Consider the following 16,646-nt stretch of genomic DNA (forward strand, 5'->3'; position numbering starts at 1 on the left):
TCGTAGCGGAGGAGGAACCGTGAAGCGTCGTGTCGCCGCCGTCCTGGCCATCGCCGTCACCGGGCTGATGCTGTTCGCGGGACCAGCCACAGCTCAGGACGGCCGTGGCGACGTCGAGAGCAACGACTGGAACATCCCGCTCACCAACATCGGCATCCTGTAGAGGTTACGGATGCGTTCCGAACCCTTGACGCCGCCTCTATGACTGCGTAGACATGACTACGCAGTCATGACAGCGCAGTCAGCCGCGAGGTCAGCCGGGCTGCGAATGGCATGATGGGGCTCGATCGCACGGCCGCCGGGAGGGACGATGACGCGAGGGACAGGGCGGGGCGCAGGCTCCGCCGCGCCCCGCAGCGTGGACGTCGCCCGGCTCGCGGGGGTCTCGCAGAAGACGGTCTCCCGGGTCTTCAACGACGAGCCGTACGTCTCGGCCGACGTACGCCGGCGGGTGCTCGACGCCGCCGAGCAGCTCGGCTACCGGCTCAACAACGCCGCCCGCGCGCTGGCCTCCGGGCGCACCCGCTCGATCGGCGTGGTGACGCTGGGCACGGCGCTGTACGGACCCGCCTCGCTGCTCATGGGTGTCGAGCGGGTCGTCCGGGACACCGGTTACGCCCTTCGCGTGGTCAACACGATGGAGGGCGACCCGGCGGGCGTCGCGGGTGCCATGGACTCGCTCCTCGATCAGGGCGTGGACGGCATCGTCATCTCGGAGCCGATCGATGAGCAGGCCGGCGGCGGAGCACCCGCCCTGCGCCTCGACGTTCCGGTCCTCGTCATCGGCGCGCCGCCGCCCGTCACGGCACCCACGGTGCTGACCGCGGGCAACGGCGCCGACCTGATGGCCCGGACCGCCACCGAACACCTGCTGGGCCTCGGCCATATGACGGTCCATCACCTTGCCGGTCCGCAGCGGTGGTACGCCGCCCGGGACCGGCTGGAGGGATGGCAGGCGGCCCTCACCGCGCAGGACCGGGAGGTGCCTGCGGTCGTCACGGGCGACTGGTCGGCCGCCTCCGGCTACCGGGCGGGACGGGAGCTGGCCGAGGACGGCGGCGTCACCGCCGTCTTCGCCGCCAACGACGACATGGCGATCGGACTGATCCGCGCGCTGACGGAGGCCGGCCGGCGTGTGCCGGAGGACGTCAGCGTCGTCGGCTTCGACGACATCCCGGTCGCCGCCTATGTGACTCCTCCCCTGACCACGGTGCGGCAACCGTTCGACGCCGTGGCCCAGGAAGGGCTCAAGCGCCTGGTGCATGCCATCGAGAACCCGAAGGCAGAGCCCTTGCCGCCGAGTGGCCCACCGGTCGACCTCGTCGTCCGTGCCTCGACCGCACCGCCACCGCCGAGCCGGAAAACCCCGGCCCGCGGACGGCGCGCCGCCTCCCGTGCCGCCAGGACTTCCAGTCCGCCGCTTGCGAACGGAGGCCTGTCCACCCGCCACTGACCCTCCGCAAGCCAAGCCGACCACAGCCGTTGAACGGCACGCGATCCCCGAACGAGCCGCTGTACTGATCGCGCACCGCGCCACGAGCACCCCCGTCGGACCGGCGCCACAGAGCCGCCCCTGACCCCAACGGGCCCGAGTCAGGTCGCGCACCGGTCGCCGCTCCACCTCCTCCCCGCTTCTCGCTTCTCGCTTCCGACCCGGCCTCCACCTTCAGGTGGTGGAGCGCTCACAGGTCGCACTCCACGAGGACGCGCACACCGACCGCCTCGGCATTCCAGCCCGGCCTCCGTGCGCACACCCCCTCGGCCACCACACCCCCGCACGCCCTCGCCAGGCGTGCCGTCACCTTCGCCACCGGCGGGAGTTCACCATGCCCAGAAACACGTCCGTACCCAGCACGTCCGCCATGAGCCGTCGGCTGTTCCTGACCGCCACGGGCGCCCTGTCGCTCAGCGCCGCCCTCACCGCCTGTGGCGGCAGCGACTCCGGCAGCTCCGCGTCCGCCAAGCCGGTCAGCCAGGCCGACATCGACAAGGCCATGAAGACCCCGACCCAGCTGACGTTCTGGACGTGGGTCCCGAACATCGCGAAGGAGGTCGCGCTCTTCGAGAAGAAGTACCCGGCCGTCAAGGTCAAGATCGTCAACGCCGGCCAGGGAACACCCCAGTACACCAAGCTGCGTACGGCCCTGAAGGCGGGCAGCGGAGCCCCGGACCTGGTGCAGATCGAGTACCAGGCCATTCCCACCTTCACGATCACCGACAGCCTGCTGGATCTGCGGCCGTACGGCGCCTCCGCACTCAAGTCCACCTTCATCGACTGGACTTGGGGCCAGGTCAGCGGGTCGAAGGGGCAGGTCTGGGCGATACCGCAGGACACCGGCCCGATGGGCATGCTGTACCGGCAGGACATCTTCGACAAGCACGGCATCGAAGTGCCCAGGACCTGGGACGAGTTCGCGGCCGCCGCGCGCAAGCTGCACAAGGCGGACCCGGACGTCTATCTGACCAATCTCGCCGCCAACCAGGTCGCGGCCTGGCACGGCCTGCTCTGGCAGGCGGGCGCCAAGCCCTATGTGACCGCCGGCAAGAGCGACATCACCATCAGCGTCGACGACGCCGTGTCGAAGAAGCTCGGCGCGTACTGGGGCGGCCTGGCGAAGGAAGGGGTCATCGGCGTCGAGCCCGACTTCACCGACTCCTGGTACGCCGCCCTCAACAAGGGCAGGTACGCCACCTGGATCACCGCCGCCTGGGGCCCGGTCTTCCTCTCCGGCTCCGCCAAGGCCACCGCGGGCAAGTGGCGGGCGGCCCCGCTGCCGCAGTGGGACGCCGCCAAGCCCAGCTCGGGCAACTGGGGCGGCTCCACCACCGCCGTCATCCGCTCGACCAAGAACCCCGTCGCCGCGGCCGAGTTCGCCAAGTTCCTCAACAGCGACCCGGCCAGCGCGAAGATGTTCGCCACCGAGCAGTTCTTCTTCCCCGCCACCAAGTCCCTGCTCACGGACCAGTCGTTCGTGTCGGAGGCGCCGTCGTTCTACGGCGGCCAGAAGGTCAACCAGGTCTTCGCCGACATCATCACCACGGTCAACTCCTCCTTCCAGTGGCCGCCGTTCCTCGACCAGGCGGCCACCGACTGGACCGAGACGGTCGGCAAGTCCCTCGCCGACCACACCGACACCGTCCGCGCGCTCGGCACCTGGCAGTCCCGGCTGACCACGTACGCCAAGAACCAGGGCTTCACGGTCAAGGGAGGCTGATGTGAGCGCCACGACCGCCGCCCCCCGCAAGGCAGGACGCAAGTCCCGTTCGGCTCACCGGCTTTCGGGGCCGCTGTTCGTCGCCCCGTTCATGGTGCTGTTCCTGCTGCTCTTCCTCGCTCCGCTCGGCTACGCCGCCTGTCTCAGTCTGTTCCAGCAGCGCCTCATCGGCGGGACGGTCTTCGTGGGCCTGGACAACTACGTCCAGGCCCTGGGCGATCCCCAACTGCTGCACGGCGTGGGGCGCGTCGCGCTGTTCTTCCTCGTCCAGGTGCCGTTGATGCTGCTGCTGGCGCTGGTGTTCGCGCTGGCGCTCGACAGCGGGCTGCTGCGGCTGGCGCGGGTGATCCGGCTGGGCATCTTCGTCCCGTACGCGGTCCCGAGCGTGGTCGCCGCGCTGATGTGGGGATACCTGTACGGGCCGGACTTCGGGCCGTTCGCCCAGCTGAGCCGGAAACTGAGCCTGCCGGCCCCGCACTTCCTCAGCGACGGCTGGATGCTGGGCAGCCTGGCGAACATCGTGACCTGGGAGTTCGTCGGCTACAACATGATCATCCTGTACGCCGCGCTGCGTACGATCCCTCAGGAGCTGTACGAGGCGGCCGCGATGGACGGAGCGGGTGCCTGGCGCATCGCCTGGTCCGTCAAACTGCCCGCGCTGCGGCCGGCCTTGCTGCTCACCCTGCTGTTCTCCGTCATCGGCAGCTTCCAGCTGTTCAACGAGCCGAAGCTGCTGATGAGCATCGCCCCGGACGTCATCTCCAGCTCCTACACCGCCAACCTCTACGCCTACTCCCTCGCCTTCACCGGCCAGCAGGTCAACTACGCGGCCACGGTGTCCTTCCTCCTCGGCCTCGTCATCGTGATCGCCTCCTACGCCGTCCTGCTCACCGCGAACCGCAGGAGGACCCCATGATCACGACCACCACTCCCCCCGACACCGTCGTGACGGCGGCCGGACCACCTCCCCCGGTGAGGTCGAAGAGGCGCGGGCCGAGGGCCCGTCGCAGCACTCCCCTGACCATCGCCATGCTGGCCGCCCTCGCCTACTTCCTCCTCCCCCTGTTCTGGCTGCTCATCGCCTCGACGAAGAACACCCAGGACCTCTTCAACAGCTTCGGCCTGTGGTTCTCGCACGCCCCGCAGCTGCTGACGAACATCAAGGCGACGTTCACCCAGGACGACGGCGTCTTCGTGGACTGGCTGCTCAACACGGTCATGTACGCCGTGGTCAGCGCGCTCGGCGCCGCGCTGCTCGCAGCCGCAGGCGGCTACGGGTTCGCCAAGTTCCGCTTCCGCGGCGACCGTCTCGCCTTCAACCTGGTCCTGGGCGCCGTCATGGTCCCGACCACCGCGCTGGCCATCCCCACGTATCTGCTCTTCGCGAAGGCGGGCCTGGTCAACACCCCCTGGGCGGTCATCCTGCCGTCCCTGGTCAACCCCTTCGGCCTCTATCTGATGCGCATCTACGCGGCCGACGCCGTCCCGGACAGCATCCTGGAGGCCGCCCGCATCGACGGGGCCGGCGAGGCGCGGATCTTCTTCCGGATCGCGCTGCGGCTGCTGGGGCCGGGTCTGGTGACGGTGCTGCTGTTCACCCTGGTGGCGACCTGGAACAACTACTTCCTGCCGCTGATCATGCTCAACGACCCGAAGCTGTACCCGATCACGGTGGGCCTCGCCTCCTGGGCCGCGCAGGCCCAGAACGGCGGGGCGGGCGCCAGCAGCGACATGCTCGCGCTCGTCGTCACCGGCTCGCTGCTCTCGATCATCCCCCTCGTGGTGGCCTTCCTGATGCTCCAGCGGTACTGGCAGAGCGGCCTGGCCACCGGCGGCGTCAAGCAGTAGCCCACCCCCTCTTCCCTTCCCCCGGAGGTTTTCCTTCATGGCGGCTCTGCCTGCCCGTGTCCTGTTCGGTGCCGCGTACTACCACGAGTACCAGCCGTACGAACGCCCCGCCGAACGCCTCAAGACGGACCTCGACCTGATGGTCGACGCCCATGTCAGCGTCATCCGCGTCGGCGAGTCGGTCTGGTCGACCTGGGAGCCGGACAACGGCCGCTTCGACCTCGACTGGCTGCAACCGGTGCTGGACGGCGCCCACGACCGCGGCATCTCCGTCGTCCTCGGCACCCCGACCTACGCGGTGCCGCCGTGGCTGGCCCGCCAGTACCCCGAGATCACCGGCGAGCGGCACACCGGTGAGCGCATCGGCTGGGGCGCCCGGCAGGAGGTCGACTTCACCCACCCCGCCTTCCGCTTCCACGCCGAGCGCGTGATCCGCCGTATCGTCGCCCGCTACGCCGACCACCCGGCGGTGATCGGCGTCCAGGTCGACAACGAGCCGGGCCTGGAGCTCTTCCACAACCACGGTGTCTTCCAGCGCTTCGTCGACCATCTGCGCGAGACGTACGGCGACGTGGAGACCCTCAACCGCGAGTGGGGCCTGGTGTACTGGTCGCACCGGTTGTCCACCTGGGCGGACCTGTGGACCCCGGACGGCAACGCGCAGCCGCAGTACGACGTGGCCTGGCGCGCGTTCCAGGCCCGCCAGGTCACCGAGTTCATCGGCTGGCAGGCGGACATCGTGCGCGAGTACGCCCGTCCCGACCACTTCGTCACCACCTGCATCTCCTACACCCGCCCGGCGGTGGAGGACGACGAGCTCACCGACCGCCTCGACATCGCCTCCGGCAACCCGTACTACGACATGCAGGACGGCCTGCTGCTGCCCGACCCCACGCCGGACGGCCATGAGCAGCTCTGGAAGACCACCGGCGTGTGGGCGCTGTACCAGACCGCCGACTGGATGTTCTCCTCCCGGCAGGAGCCGTTCCTGGTCACCGAGACGAACGCCGGCTCCATCGGCTTCTCCTGGGACAACCGGCCCGCCTACGACGGGCAGTGGCGCCAGGCCGCCTGGGCTCTGGTCGCGCGCGGCGCCCGCATGATCGAGTACTGGCACTGGCACACCCTGCACTTCGGCGCCGAGACCTACTGGGGCGGCATCCTCCCGCACACCGGCCGGCCCGGCCGCACGTACGCCGAACTCGCCCGTCTGGGCGGGGAGTTCGAGACCGCGGGCGCGCTCGTCGCCGGGCTCGAACCGGACGCCGACATCACGATGGTGTACTCGACGCCGAGCAAGTGGCTGATGCAGAAGTACCCGCCGCTGGCCAGGCCCGACGGCGAACCGGACCCGGCCGCCTATCACCGCATCTTCGACCCCTTCTACCGCGGCGCCTTCGACGCCGGCCGGCAGGTCCGCATCGTGCACGCCCGCCAACTGCACGACCCGAGCGGCGAACGGGAGGGCATGACCCCGCTGGAGGCCGTCCAACGTCACCCCGTCCTCGTCGTCCCGGCGCTCTACCTCGCCCACGACGAGACGCTCGACTGGTTCGCGGACTACGCCCGCGCGGGCGGCCACCTGGTCCTGGGCCCGCGCACCGGCTACGCCGACCATGAAGCCCGGGCCCGCACCGAACCGGCCCCCGGCCGTCTCACCGGCGCCGCGGGCGTCAGCTACGACGAGTTCAGCAACCTGGCACGGGACATACCCGTGCGGTCCGCACCGGACAGCCCCCTCCGCCTCCCCGAGGGCGCTACGGCGACGAAGTGGGCGGACGGCCTGACCGTCGCCGACGCCGACGTGCTCGTCACCTACGACCACCCGCACTTCGGCCGCTGGCCCGCGGTCACCACGCGCCGCCACGGCGCCGGTCAGGTCACCCATGTCGGCACGGTGCCCGGCAGGGACCTCGCCCGGGCGCTGGCCGAGTGGCTGGCGCCGTCGGCCCGCCACGGCTGGCGGGACCTGCCGACCTCGGTCACCGCGACGACCGGCACCGCACCGGACGGGCGCCACGTCCACATCGTCCACAACTGGAGCTGGGAGCCCGCGAGCGTGGCTGCGCCGGTGAACCTGTCCGACGCCCTCGACGGCACAACCGTCCCTGCGGGCACGGCACTTGAGCTCGGCCCGTGGGACGTACGCGTCCTCGTCCGGACCGACACCGGCCCCACCCGTTCGTGAGCACCCCCTAGGAGAGGCCATGCAGAGAAGAAGAGCCGCCAGAGCACTGGGCACCCTCACCGCGGCGTCCGCGCTGCTCGCGATCCCCATGACGAGCGCGCAGGCGTACGACCCGACGGGCGGGATCCTGTACCAGCTGGGCAGCGAGCCGTGCCTGAAGGGGCGGGGCAACTGCGCCATCTACCCCAAGTCGGCGCAGCTGCCGAGCGGACGTCTGGTCGCGGCGTTCGAAAAGTCCACCGTCGTGCCGACGACGGGCAGCGCCGACGGGCAGACCCTCCCGGTCTACAAGAGCGACGACCACGGAACGACGTGGCAGCCGCTGTCGCAGGTCAAGGCCCCGGCGTATCTGTCCAAGGATCCCCGGTACGCGAAGTACACCAGCAACTGGACGAACCCGTATCTGTACGTGCTTCCGCAGCGCGTCGGCAAGCTGAAGGCGGGCACACTGCTCCTGGCGAGTGTCGTCTCGGGCGACGACCAGTACTACAAGGAGCACAAGGCGGCCGACCCGAACTGGACGCCGTCCAACGACGGGGACCGCAGTGACCTGTCGATCGCCCTGTATTCCAGCACCGACGAAGGCGTGACGTGGAAGGTCGCCAATGTCATCGCGGCCGGTGGCTGGCAGGGCGGCAGCGCCGGCGCGATCGGACAGAACGTCGCGAGCGCGAACACGTACAAGCAGGTGGACCCCCTCTGGGAGCCGTACCTGATGGTCTACAGGGGCAAACTCGTCTGCTACTACTCCGACGAGAACGACTACACCGGTTTTGACCCGGCCACCGGTGTCCCGGCCCTCGACCCGGCGAACGGCACCGCCACGGACTCGCACGGCCAGATTCTCGTCCACAGGACCTGGGACGGGAGCAGCGAGAAGTGGAGCGCCCCCGTCGTCGACGTCGCCGGTCCGACCCAGGACATGGGGAGCGGCAAGTCGGAGATCGGGGGCGGCCGGCCCGGCATGACGAACGTCGTCCGTACGACGGACGGCAAATGGCTGCTGACCTTCGAGTACTGGGGTGGCGGGACCGACGTCAGATACAAGATCGCGGACGACCCGCTGAAGTTCTTCCGCGGTTCCGCCACCGGTATGGGGGTCGACTTGCTCCCGGTGGTGGCGGGTTCGCGGCCGCTCGCGACGGGCGGCAGTCCGGTCGTCATCGCGCTCCCTGACGGGCGCCTGGTGTACAACGCCGCCGGCAGCGGCGACGTCTGGGTGAATGAGACCGGGCGCAGCGACGGTGTGTGGAAGGAGTACCAGACGACCTCGCCGGCCGCCTACAGCCGCAACCTGCAGTATGTCGAGGGCACCGGCCGCATCGCGATCCTCGACAACCAGGGCACCTCGACGCTCGCGTACGCCGAGGTCGACCTCGGCCACTCCGACGGCGCCTACTACCAGCTGGTCAACCGCAGGACCGGCCAGGTGATCGGCACGGGGAACAGGACCAACGACGCGAACCTCGGCAACGGCGACGTCCCCGACATCGTCCTGGAGGACGCCGGATCGGCGGCGAACCCGGACACCCAGTACTGGCATGTGGTGACCGAGCCCAAGGGCGGCGTGACCCTGCTGAACAAGTCGGGCGGCCGTGCGGCGGCCATCTGGACCGGAAACGCCACGGTTGGCCAACGCATCGGCCAGTGGGTCGACAACAGCCCTACGGGCAGCTGGAACCTCGTCAGGACCGCCGACGGCTACTACAAGCTGCAGTCGGTCAGGAACGCCGGCCTGTACCTGACGGGCGCGTCCACCGGGGCCCCGTTGACCCTGCAGAACGCGGCGGGGGACGGGTCGCAGGACTGGAGGCTCGTGAAGTGATGCAGACGGTCGGCTGCCGCCCGGCCCACGGAGTCCCGTAGATTCCGGCTGAAGGCCTGATCAGGGGGGCCGAGTTGGGGGGGTGGTCAGCGGTGACCGTGGAGTCGGTAGCGGTGACTTCGGCGCCGAAGTCGCTGGTGTGGCAGGGCGACGAACTGGTCTCGTGGACCGGCGGCGGACGGCGGTGGGATCGCGACGGGGTGGAACACAGGTCGCCCTTCGCATGGAGCTTTCCGTTCGACGCCGGGACCGGTTCGGCCTCGGGGCCGTATTCCGCGGTGTACCAGGAGCGCGGTACCAAGGGGGCGTTGCTCGAAGGGGAGCGGGTCGTGCGGGAGCTGAACCGCAGCTACTACCGTGCTCCGTCCTACGACTACCCGCTCGCCCTGGGCAGGTTGGGTGACGGGCGGGAGGTCGTCGTGCACTGCCCCGAGGAGTACAACGTGCTCCAGATCGAGGACGCGGCGAGCGGCGAGCGGCTGACCGCCGGCAGCCGTGAGCCGGAGGACTTCTTCCACTCCAGGCTGAGCCTGAGCCCGGACGGCCGCCACCTGCTCTCGGTCGGCTGGATCTGGCAGCCCTTCGGGTTCGCCGTCGTCTTCGACACCGCGCTCGCCCTCACCGACCCGAACACCCTGGACGGCGAGGGCGTGCTGCCGGCCATGGCCGTCATGGGCGGAGAGGTGACGGCCGGTTGCTGGCTCGACGCCGACCGGCTGGTCCTGGCGACGGGGGCGGAGGAGTGGTACGACGAGGAGGAGGAGAAGCTTGCGCTGCCGCCGCGCCACCTCGGCGTGTGGTCGCTGTCCCAAGGCCACTGGCTGCACCGCAGCCCCGTCCTCGAGGCCGACCCCGGTGTGCTGCTCCTGCCCCGGGGCGATCAGGTCCTGTCTCTGCACGGCCACCCGCGACTGGTCGACACGGCGACCGGACGGATCGTCGCGGAGTGGCCCGAGGTCCGCGTCCCCGTCAAGCCCACCTGCTTCGGCGGCCGCCGCGTGCCCACGCCCGTCGCCGCCCTCCACCCCGACGGCACCCGGCTCGCCGTCGCGCAGGCGGAGGGCATCGCGCTCATCGGGCTGCCGTGAGCCGGTCGGTCATGAGCCGCACCCGCCGACCCGCTCGCTGCTCAGCGCCACGTCGTCCATGCGCATGTCGTACGAGGAGGGCGTGGGGTCGGCCTGGTACAACTGCCAGCCCAGCTTGAGCTTGTCGATGTGCGGGAAGACGAAGTCGTCCGCTGTGCCGCCGTGTTGCTTCGTCGACACCGTCAAATCGGGCTGCTCCGCGCCGTCCAGGTAGACGGTGACGCGGTTGTCGGTCGCGTCGAGGTGGAATTCGACGCACTGCCAGGCACCGGCCGTGGCGGGAGCGGAGGTCTTCCAGGCGGTCCAGTCCCCGGTGGGGCCCAGATCGGAGCCGACCCCCCAGAAGTTGCCTTTCGAGGTGGGAACGTACTGGCCGCCCAACGGCCTCACCAGCGTGGGGGCGTCGGAACCGGAGGCTTCCGCGAGGGTCCAGTGCGCCCAGTCGGGAGCCGTGGGGAGGCGGTCCACACGCAGTCGCAGCCTGGCCCAGAAGCTGTTGCCGGCGGGTGCGAGATCGGACAGGGCGAGGAAGGCACGGCCGTTGCCTTCCGTGTGGAGCCGCAGTTCGTGCCCGTGGCCGGTGGCGCCGGGCTCGACGGTCAGCGAACCGTTGGAGGTGTCGGCGGTCCAGCCGCGGCCCGCGGTGACCGGCCCGAGGGGAAGACGGTCGAAGTCCTCCTTGAAGAAGGCCTTGTGCGGGGCGGGGGCGGCGGAGGCGGTGGGGGGTGTCGCGAGCAGCGCGGCCGATGCGGCCGACAGCGCGGCGGCGATCTTCCTCAGGCGTGTCATGGGCTCAGTGTGCAACACCCGTCACAGCAGTCACATAGGCCGGGCCTGCCGAGAAGGGGAACGTCCAACAGCTGGGCGGCTGCGCCGAGTTGGCGTATCAGCCCCGGCGTCAGGACCGCTTCGGCCGGGCCCGTACATGCATCCGCTCCCCCTGCGGCCCGAACAGGCTCAGGAACTCCACCGGTCCCTCCCCCGTCGACCCGAACCAGTGCGGCACCCGGGTGTCGAACTCGGCCGCCTCGCCCGCCGCCATGACGACGTCGTGCTCGCCCAGCACCACCCGCAGCCGACCGGACAGCACGTACAGCCACTCGTAGCCCTCATGGGTGCGCGGTTCGGGCTCCTCCGTGCCCTGCGGTACCAGCACCTTGAAGGCCTGGAGGCCGCCGGGCTGCCGGGTGAGCGGCCAGAAGGTGCGGCCGTGCAGCATCAGGGGCTTGCCGCGTACCCGCGGGTCCCCTGCAGGCGGTGCGCCGACCAGCTCGTCCAGCGGCACCTGGTGCGCCCGCGCGATCGGCAGCAGCAGCTCCAGGCTCGGCCTGCGCAGTCCGGACTCCAGCCGGGACAGCGTGCTGACCGAGATCCCGGTCGCCGCCGACAGCCCGGCGAGCGTGGCACCCCGCTCCTTGCGGATCCGGCGCAGCCGGGGCCCGACCTCCGCGAGGACCTCGTCCGTGTCGTCGTCATTCATGGACGACATTGCAGTTTCGGCAAACAGGTTTGTCAATGCGGCAGCCGTGGGGCGACCGTCGGGCGTGGAGGTGGTCTTCCATGACCGAGAAGCACAGCGAGCAGTACGAAGTGATCGTCGTCGGAGGGGGCGCGGCCGGGCTCTCCGCCGCGCTGGTCCTGGGCCGGGCCCGGCGCCGCACGCTCGTCGTCGACGCGGGCGAGCCGCGCAACGCGCCCGCAGCCCATATGCAGGGGTATCTGTCGCGGGACGGCATGCCACCCGCCGAGTTCCTGGCGATCGGCCGGGAGGAGATCGCACGGTACGGCGTGGAACTGGTCCGCGACCGGGCCGTGGACGTCACCAGGGGCGAGGAATTCGCGGTCGCCCTCGCGAGCGGGCGGACCGTGCGCGCCCGGCGGCTGGTGATCGCGACGGGCCTGCGGGACGAGTTGCCGGCGGTGCCCGGCGTGGCCGAGCGCTTCGGCCGGGACGTGCTGCACTGCCCGTACTGCCACGGCTGGGAGGTCCGCGACCAGGCCTTCGGCGTACTGGCCACGACCCCGCTGAGCGTCCACCAGGCCCTGATGGTGTCCCAGTGGTCGAAGGACGTGACGCTCTTCCTGCACACCGTCACTGAGGAGGAGCTCTCGGACGACGATCTGCGCAGGCTCGCGGCGGCAGGGGTGAAGGTGGTGCCGGGCGAGGTCGCGGAGCTGGTGGTGGAGGACGACCGGCTCACCGGAGTACGCCTCGCGGACGGTACGACGCACGCCCGCGAGGTCGTCTTCACCGCACCCCGGGCGGTACCGCAAACCGGCCTGCTGGCGCGGTTGGGAGCCGAACTCCAGGAGACCCCCTTCGGCGCGTACCCGGTTGTCGACCCGACCGGGCTCACGTCCGTGCCGGGCGTCTGGGCGGCGGGCAACGCGATGGGCTTCGCCGAGCAGGTCGTGAACGCGGCGGCGGGCGGCTACCGGGCGGGGGCCTTCATCAACGGTGAGCTGCTGATGACCGACCTCGACGCGGCCGTACCGGCATAGAACCGCCGTCGTCCGGGTGTGGAGCGCCCGCCTCCGCTGGAAAATGGCTGCATGCTGCTCGCCCGCCTCGCCCAAGTCTCCCAGGAGGTCGCCGCCACCTCGGCACGGTCGCGGAAGATCGCTCTGCTCGCCGAGCTGTTCCGGGGCGCCGAGGCGGACGACGTGCCGGTCGTGATTCCGTATCTGGCGGGACGGCTGCCGCAGGGGCGGCTCGGCGTCGGCTGGAAGGTGCTCAGCCGCCCTGTCGCCCCGGCCGCCGAACCCACGCTCACCGTGCGGGAGGTCGACGCCCTCCTCGGCGAGCTGGGCAGGGTCTCGGGCACCGGCTCGCAGGCCGAACGGACCCGCCTGGTCGGCGAGTTGATGGGTGCGGCCACCGAGGACGAGCAGCGGTTCCTGCTCGGGCTGCTCACCGGTGAGGTGCGCCAGGGCGCCCTGGACGCCGTCGCCGTGGAGGGCCTGGCGCAGGCCACCGAGGCGCCGCCCGCGGACGTACGCCGGGCGGTGATGCTCGCGGGCTCCCTGCAGACGGTGGCGCAGGCGCTGCTCACCGAGGGCCCGGCGGCCCTGGACCGCTTCCGCCTCACGGTCGGCCGCCCGGTCCTGCCGATGCTGGCGCACAGCGCCTCCTCGGTGGCCGAGGCGGTCGACAAGCTCGGCGCGTGCGCGGTCGAGGAGAAGCTGGACGGCATCCGGGTGCAGGTCCACCGGGACGGCGAGAGCGTGCGGATCTACACCCGCACCCTCGACGACATCACCGACCGCCTGCCCGAACTCACCGCCGCAGCACTGGAGTTGAAGGTCGGCCGGTTCATCCTGGACGGCGAGGTGATCTCCTTCGGGGCGGACGGGCGGCCCCGGTCCTTCCAGGAGACGGCCGGGCGGGTCGGCTCCCGTGTGGACGTGGCGACGGCCGCCGAGACCGTCCCCGTCTCCCCCGTCTTCTTCGACGCGCTGTCCGTCGACGACCGCGACCTGCTCGACCTGCCCTTCGCCGAACGGCACGCCGAACTGGCCCGGCTGGTCCCCGGGCCGATGCGGGTACGGCGCGCCCTGGTCTCCGGGCCGCAGGACGTGAGCGCGGCCGAGGACTTCCTCGCCGAGACCCTGGAGCGCGGCCACGAGGGCGTCGTCGTGAAGGCCCTCGACGCCGGCTACAGCGCGGGCCGGCGCGGCGCGTCCTGGCTGAAGGTCAAGCCCGTGCACACCCTCGACCTGGTGGTGCTCGCCGCCGAGTGGGGCCATGGCCGGCGCACCGGCAAGCTCTCCAACCTCCACCTCGGAGCCCGCAACCCCGACGGCTCCTTCGCCATGCTCGGCAAGACCTTCAAGGGCATGACCGACGCGATGCTCACCTGGCAGACCGAACGCCTCCAGGAGCTCGCCACGGGCACCAACGGCTATGTGGTGACCGTACGCCCCGAACTCGTCGTGGAGATCGCCTACGACGGCCTGCAGAAGTCCACCCGCTACCCGGCCGGGGTCACCCTCCGCTTCGCCCGCGTGGTCCGCTACCGCGAGGACAAGCGCCCGGAGGAGGCGGACACGGTCGAGACGCTGCTCGCCGCGCACCCGGAGGTGAAGCCATGAGCGGCAGGCACAGCGCCGGCCTGCTGTTGTTCCGGCACACCGGCGGCGGTCTGGAGGTCCTGCTCGGCCACATGGGCGGCCCGTTCTTCGCCAAGCGGGACGCCGGCGCGTGGACCGTCCCGAAGGGCGAGTACGAGCCCGAGGAGGAGACCGCCTGGGAGGCGGCCCGGCGCGAGTTCCAGGAGGAGCTGGGCCTTGAGCCGCCCCACGGGGAGGCGGTGGCGCTGGGCGAGGTCCGGCAGACGGGCGGCAAGACCGTCACCGCCTGGGCGGTCGAGGCCGACCTGGACCCGGGGAGGATCGTCCCCGGCACCTTCCGGATGGAGTGGCCGCCGAGATCCGGGCAGACCCGGGAGTTCCCCGAGCTGGACCGGGTGGAGTGGTTCGGGCTGGACCGCGCCCGGGATGTGATCGTCAAGGCGCAGGCCGCGTTTCTCGACCGGCTTGCGGAGCACTCGGAGGAATCGAAGTAACCGCACAGCCGCCCACGCGTTGCGGTCCCCGGCAGCGCGCGGGAAGGTCGAACCAAGCCCGCCCCCAGGAGGTCAGCCATGCCCATCGCGACGGTGAACCCGGCGAACGGCGAGACGCTCAAGACGTACGAGGCCATGGGCGAGGAGGAGCTCGAGCGCCGGCTCCAGCTCGCGGAGGCGACGTTCCGCACGTACCGGACGACGCCCTTCGCCGAACGCGCCCGCCTCATGAACAAGGCCGCCGCTCTCCTCGAGGAGATCCAGCAGGACATCGGCCGCGTCATGACCACCGAGATGGGCAAGCCGATCAAGCAGGCGCGTGCGGAGGCCGCCAAGTGCGCCAAGGCGATGCGCTGGTACGCCGACCACGCCGAGGAACTCCTTGCCGACGAGGAGCCGTCGGAGTCCGATGTCAAGGACTCGGGCGCCTCCCGCGTGCGGGTCCGCTACCGGCCGCTCGGTCCCGTCCTCGCGGTGATGCCGTGGAACTTCCCGCTGTGGCAGGTGATCCGGTTCGCGGCGCCCGCGCTGATGGCGGGCAACGTGGGCCTGCTCAAGCACGCCTCGAACGTCCCGCAGACCGCCCTGTTCCTGGAGGACCTGTTCCACCAGGCAGGCTACCCGGAGGGCTGCTTCCAGACCCTGCTGATCGGCTCCGGCGCCGTCGACGACATCCTGCGCGACGAACGCGTCAAGGCGGCCACCCTCACCGGCAGCGAACCCGCCGGACGGGCGGTCGCGTCCACCGCCGGTGACATGGTCAAGAAGACGGTGCTGGAGCTGGGCGGCAGCGACCCGTACGTCGTCATGCCGTCCGCCGACCTCGACCGGGCCGCGCAGATCGCGGTCACCGCGCGCGTGCAGAACAACGGACAGTCGTGCATCGCCGCCAAACGGTTCATCGTGCACACGGACGTCTACGACGGCTTCGCCGAACGCTTCGTCGAGGGCATGAAGGCGCTGAAGGTCGGCGACCCGATGGAGGAGGACACGGACGTCGGGCCGCTGTCGAGCGAGCAGGGGCGCGACGACCTGGAGGAGCTGGTCGAGGACGCGCGGCGGAGCGGGGCACAGGTGCTGTGCGGCGGCCATCGGCTGCGCCGGCCCGAGCTGCCCGGCTGGTACTACCCGCCGACCGTGCTCACCGGGATCACCCGTGAGATGCGCATCCACCGCGAGGAGGCCTTCGGACCCGTCGCCACGCTGTATCGCGCGTCCGACCTCGACGAGGCCGTACTCATCGCCAACGACTCGCCGTTCGGGCTGAGTTCGAACGTATGGACGCGGGACGAGGCGGAGGTGGACCGCTTCGTACGGGACCTGGAGGCGGGCGCCGTGTACGTCAACGGGATGACCGCCTCCCACCCGGCGTTCCCGTTCGGCGGGGTCAAGCGGTCCGGTTACGGGCGTGAGCTGTCCGGGCACGGAATCCGGGAGTTCTGCAACATCACGACGGTTTGGCACGGTGCGTGAGTGCTGCGCGGCTAACATCCCGGTTGTGAACCGCGAAGTGACTCTGCCTCTGATCGTCGATGACCGCGGGACCTTGCAGGTGGCTGCGGCCGATGTGAGCAAGTTGTTGCGGACGGTGGGTGGACGATGGCTGCACCTCGTCGAGGCCGGGGAGGCGGGGCTCGATGAGGACACGGTGGCTGCGTTGACCATTGAGCTGGCGAAGCTGGCCGATCGGATTGATGTGGCGTGTATTGCTCATAGCAGCGGGAGTGCGCCGTAGGGGGTGCGGTTTGACGCCGTCTGCGGGCCGAATGTGGTTGCTCGCGCCCACGCGGCGGAGCCGCAAATTGATACAGCCCCGCGCCCCTTCTAGTGAGCCGGTCCGGAGATCCTGTCGCAGTAGCGGCAGATGCGGTCAATGATCTGGTCTGCGGTCTTGCTCCACTTGAAGGGCCGGGCCTG

The 16,646-nt window shown here is 70.6% G+C and carries 15 protein-coding genes; 13 read left to right on the forward strand and 2 right to left on the reverse strand.

Annotated features, from left to right (window positions below; genetic code table 11):
• The first annotated feature begins 19 nt into the window (after window positions 1–19).
• The 8 genes from ACWCRD_RS41810 to ACWCRD_RS41845 all read left to right on the forward strand — a co-directional run bounded on the left by ACWCRD_RS41810 (window position 20) and on the right by ACWCRD_RS41845 (window position 10,164).
• Window positions 20–163 (forward strand): hypothetical protein, encoded by a 144-nt coding sequence (locus ACWCRD_RS41810; RefSeq protein ID WP_450970907.1) that lies wholly within the window; start codon window positions 20–22, stop codon window positions 161–163.
• A 147-nt stretch (window positions 164–310) separates the two neighbouring features.
• On the forward strand, window positions 311–1,453 hold the full coding sequence (locus ACWCRD_RS41815) for a LacI family DNA-binding transcriptional regulator (protein ID WP_450970908.1): 1,143 nt from the start codon (window positions 311–313) through the stop codon (window positions 1,451–1,453).
• 373 nt (window positions 1,454–1,826) lie between these two features.
• A complete protein-coding gene (locus tag ACWCRD_RS41820; protein WP_450970909.1) occupies window positions 1,827–3,215 on the forward strand; it encodes an ABC transporter substrate-binding protein in 1,389 nt (462 codons plus the stop codon).
• 91 nt (window positions 3,216–3,306) lie between these two features.
• Window positions 3,307–4,131, forward strand: a complete 825-nt coding sequence (locus tag ACWCRD_RS41825) for a carbohydrate ABC transporter permease (RefSeq protein WP_450970921.1) — start codon at window positions 3,307–3,309, stop codon at window positions 4,129–4,131.
• Window positions 4,128–5,063: a carbohydrate ABC transporter permease gene (locus ACWCRD_RS41830; protein WP_450970910.1), complete on the forward strand. Its 936-nt coding sequence runs from the start codon at window positions 4,128–4,130 to the stop codon at window positions 5,061–5,063. Before ACWCRD_RS41825 ends, ACWCRD_RS41830 begins: the two co-directional genes overlap by 4 nt.
• A gap of 37 nt (window positions 5,064–5,100) precedes the next feature.
• On the forward strand, window positions 5,101–7,251 hold the full coding sequence (locus ACWCRD_RS41835) for a beta-galactosidase (protein ID WP_450970911.1): 2,151 nt from the start codon (window positions 5,101–5,103) through the stop codon (window positions 7,249–7,251).
• Between the two features lie 19 nt (window positions 7,252–7,270).
• The gene (locus ACWCRD_RS41840) at window positions 7,271–9,076 is read left to right on the forward strand and encodes an RICIN domain-containing protein (RefSeq protein WP_450970912.1); all 1,806 of its coding nucleotides are present in this window, start codon (window positions 7,271–7,273) and stop codon (window positions 9,074–9,076) included.
• A 113-nt stretch (window positions 9,077–9,189) separates the two neighbouring features.
• On the forward strand, window positions 9,190–10,164 hold the full coding sequence (locus ACWCRD_RS41845) for a hypothetical protein (RefSeq protein ID WP_450970913.1): 975 nt from the start codon (window positions 9,190–9,192) through the stop codon (window positions 10,162–10,164).
• Window positions 10,165–10,173: 9 nt separating this feature from the next.
• Here ACWCRD_RS41845 and ACWCRD_RS41850 read toward each other — a convergent pair whose 3' ends face one another.
• Together ACWCRD_RS41850 and ACWCRD_RS41855 are read right to left on the reverse strand one after the other, a co-directional pair.
• Window positions 10,174–10,953: a hypothetical protein gene (locus tag ACWCRD_RS41850; RefSeq protein ID WP_450970914.1), complete on the reverse strand. Its 780-nt coding sequence runs from the start codon at window positions 10,951–10,953 to the stop codon at window positions 10,174–10,176.
• A gap of 109 nt (window positions 10,954–11,062) precedes the next feature.
• Window positions 11,063–11,644, reverse strand: a complete 582-nt coding sequence (locus tag ACWCRD_RS41855; protein ID WP_450970915.1) for a helix-turn-helix domain-containing protein — start codon at window positions 11,642–11,644, stop codon at window positions 11,063–11,065.
• 80 nt (window positions 11,645–11,724) lie between these two features.
• On the opposite strand from ACWCRD_RS41855, the gene ACWCRD_RS41860 reads away from it, so the two are divergent.
• From ACWCRD_RS41860 to ACWCRD_RS41880, 5 genes are all read left to right on the forward strand, one after another.
• Window positions 11,725–12,666: an NAD(P)/FAD-dependent oxidoreductase gene (locus tag ACWCRD_RS41860; RefSeq protein ID WP_450970916.1), complete on the forward strand. Its 942-nt coding sequence runs from the start codon at window positions 11,725–11,727 to the stop codon at window positions 12,664–12,666.
• A gap of 51 nt (window positions 12,667–12,717) precedes the next feature.
• Window positions 12,718–14,256, forward strand: a complete 1,539-nt coding sequence (locus ACWCRD_RS41865; RefSeq protein WP_450970917.1) for an ATP-dependent DNA ligase — start codon at window positions 12,718–12,720, stop codon at window positions 14,254–14,256.
• Window positions 14,253–14,729 carry an NUDIX domain-containing protein gene (locus ACWCRD_RS41870; protein ID WP_450970918.1) on the forward strand — a complete coding sequence of 159 codons (477 nt, stop codon included), beginning with the start codon at window positions 14,253–14,255 and terminating at the stop codon, window positions 14,727–14,729. The genes ACWCRD_RS41865 and ACWCRD_RS41870 overlap by 4 nt, the downstream gene beginning before the upstream one ends.
• Before the next feature lie 78 nt (window positions 14,730–14,807).
• A complete protein-coding gene (locus tag ACWCRD_RS41875) occupies window positions 14,808–16,202 on the forward strand; it encodes an NADP-dependent succinic semialdehyde dehydrogenase (protein ID WP_450970919.1) in 1,395 nt (464 codons plus the stop codon).
• 25 nt (window positions 16,203–16,227) lie between these two features.
• Window positions 16,228–16,464, forward strand: a complete 237-nt coding sequence (locus ACWCRD_RS41880) for a DUF6213 family protein (RefSeq protein ID WP_123963615.1) — start codon at window positions 16,228–16,230, stop codon at window positions 16,462–16,464.
• The last annotated feature ends 182 nt before the right edge of the window (window positions 16,465–16,646 follow it).

Source organism: Streptomyces sp. NPDC002092 (assembly GCF_053593775.1).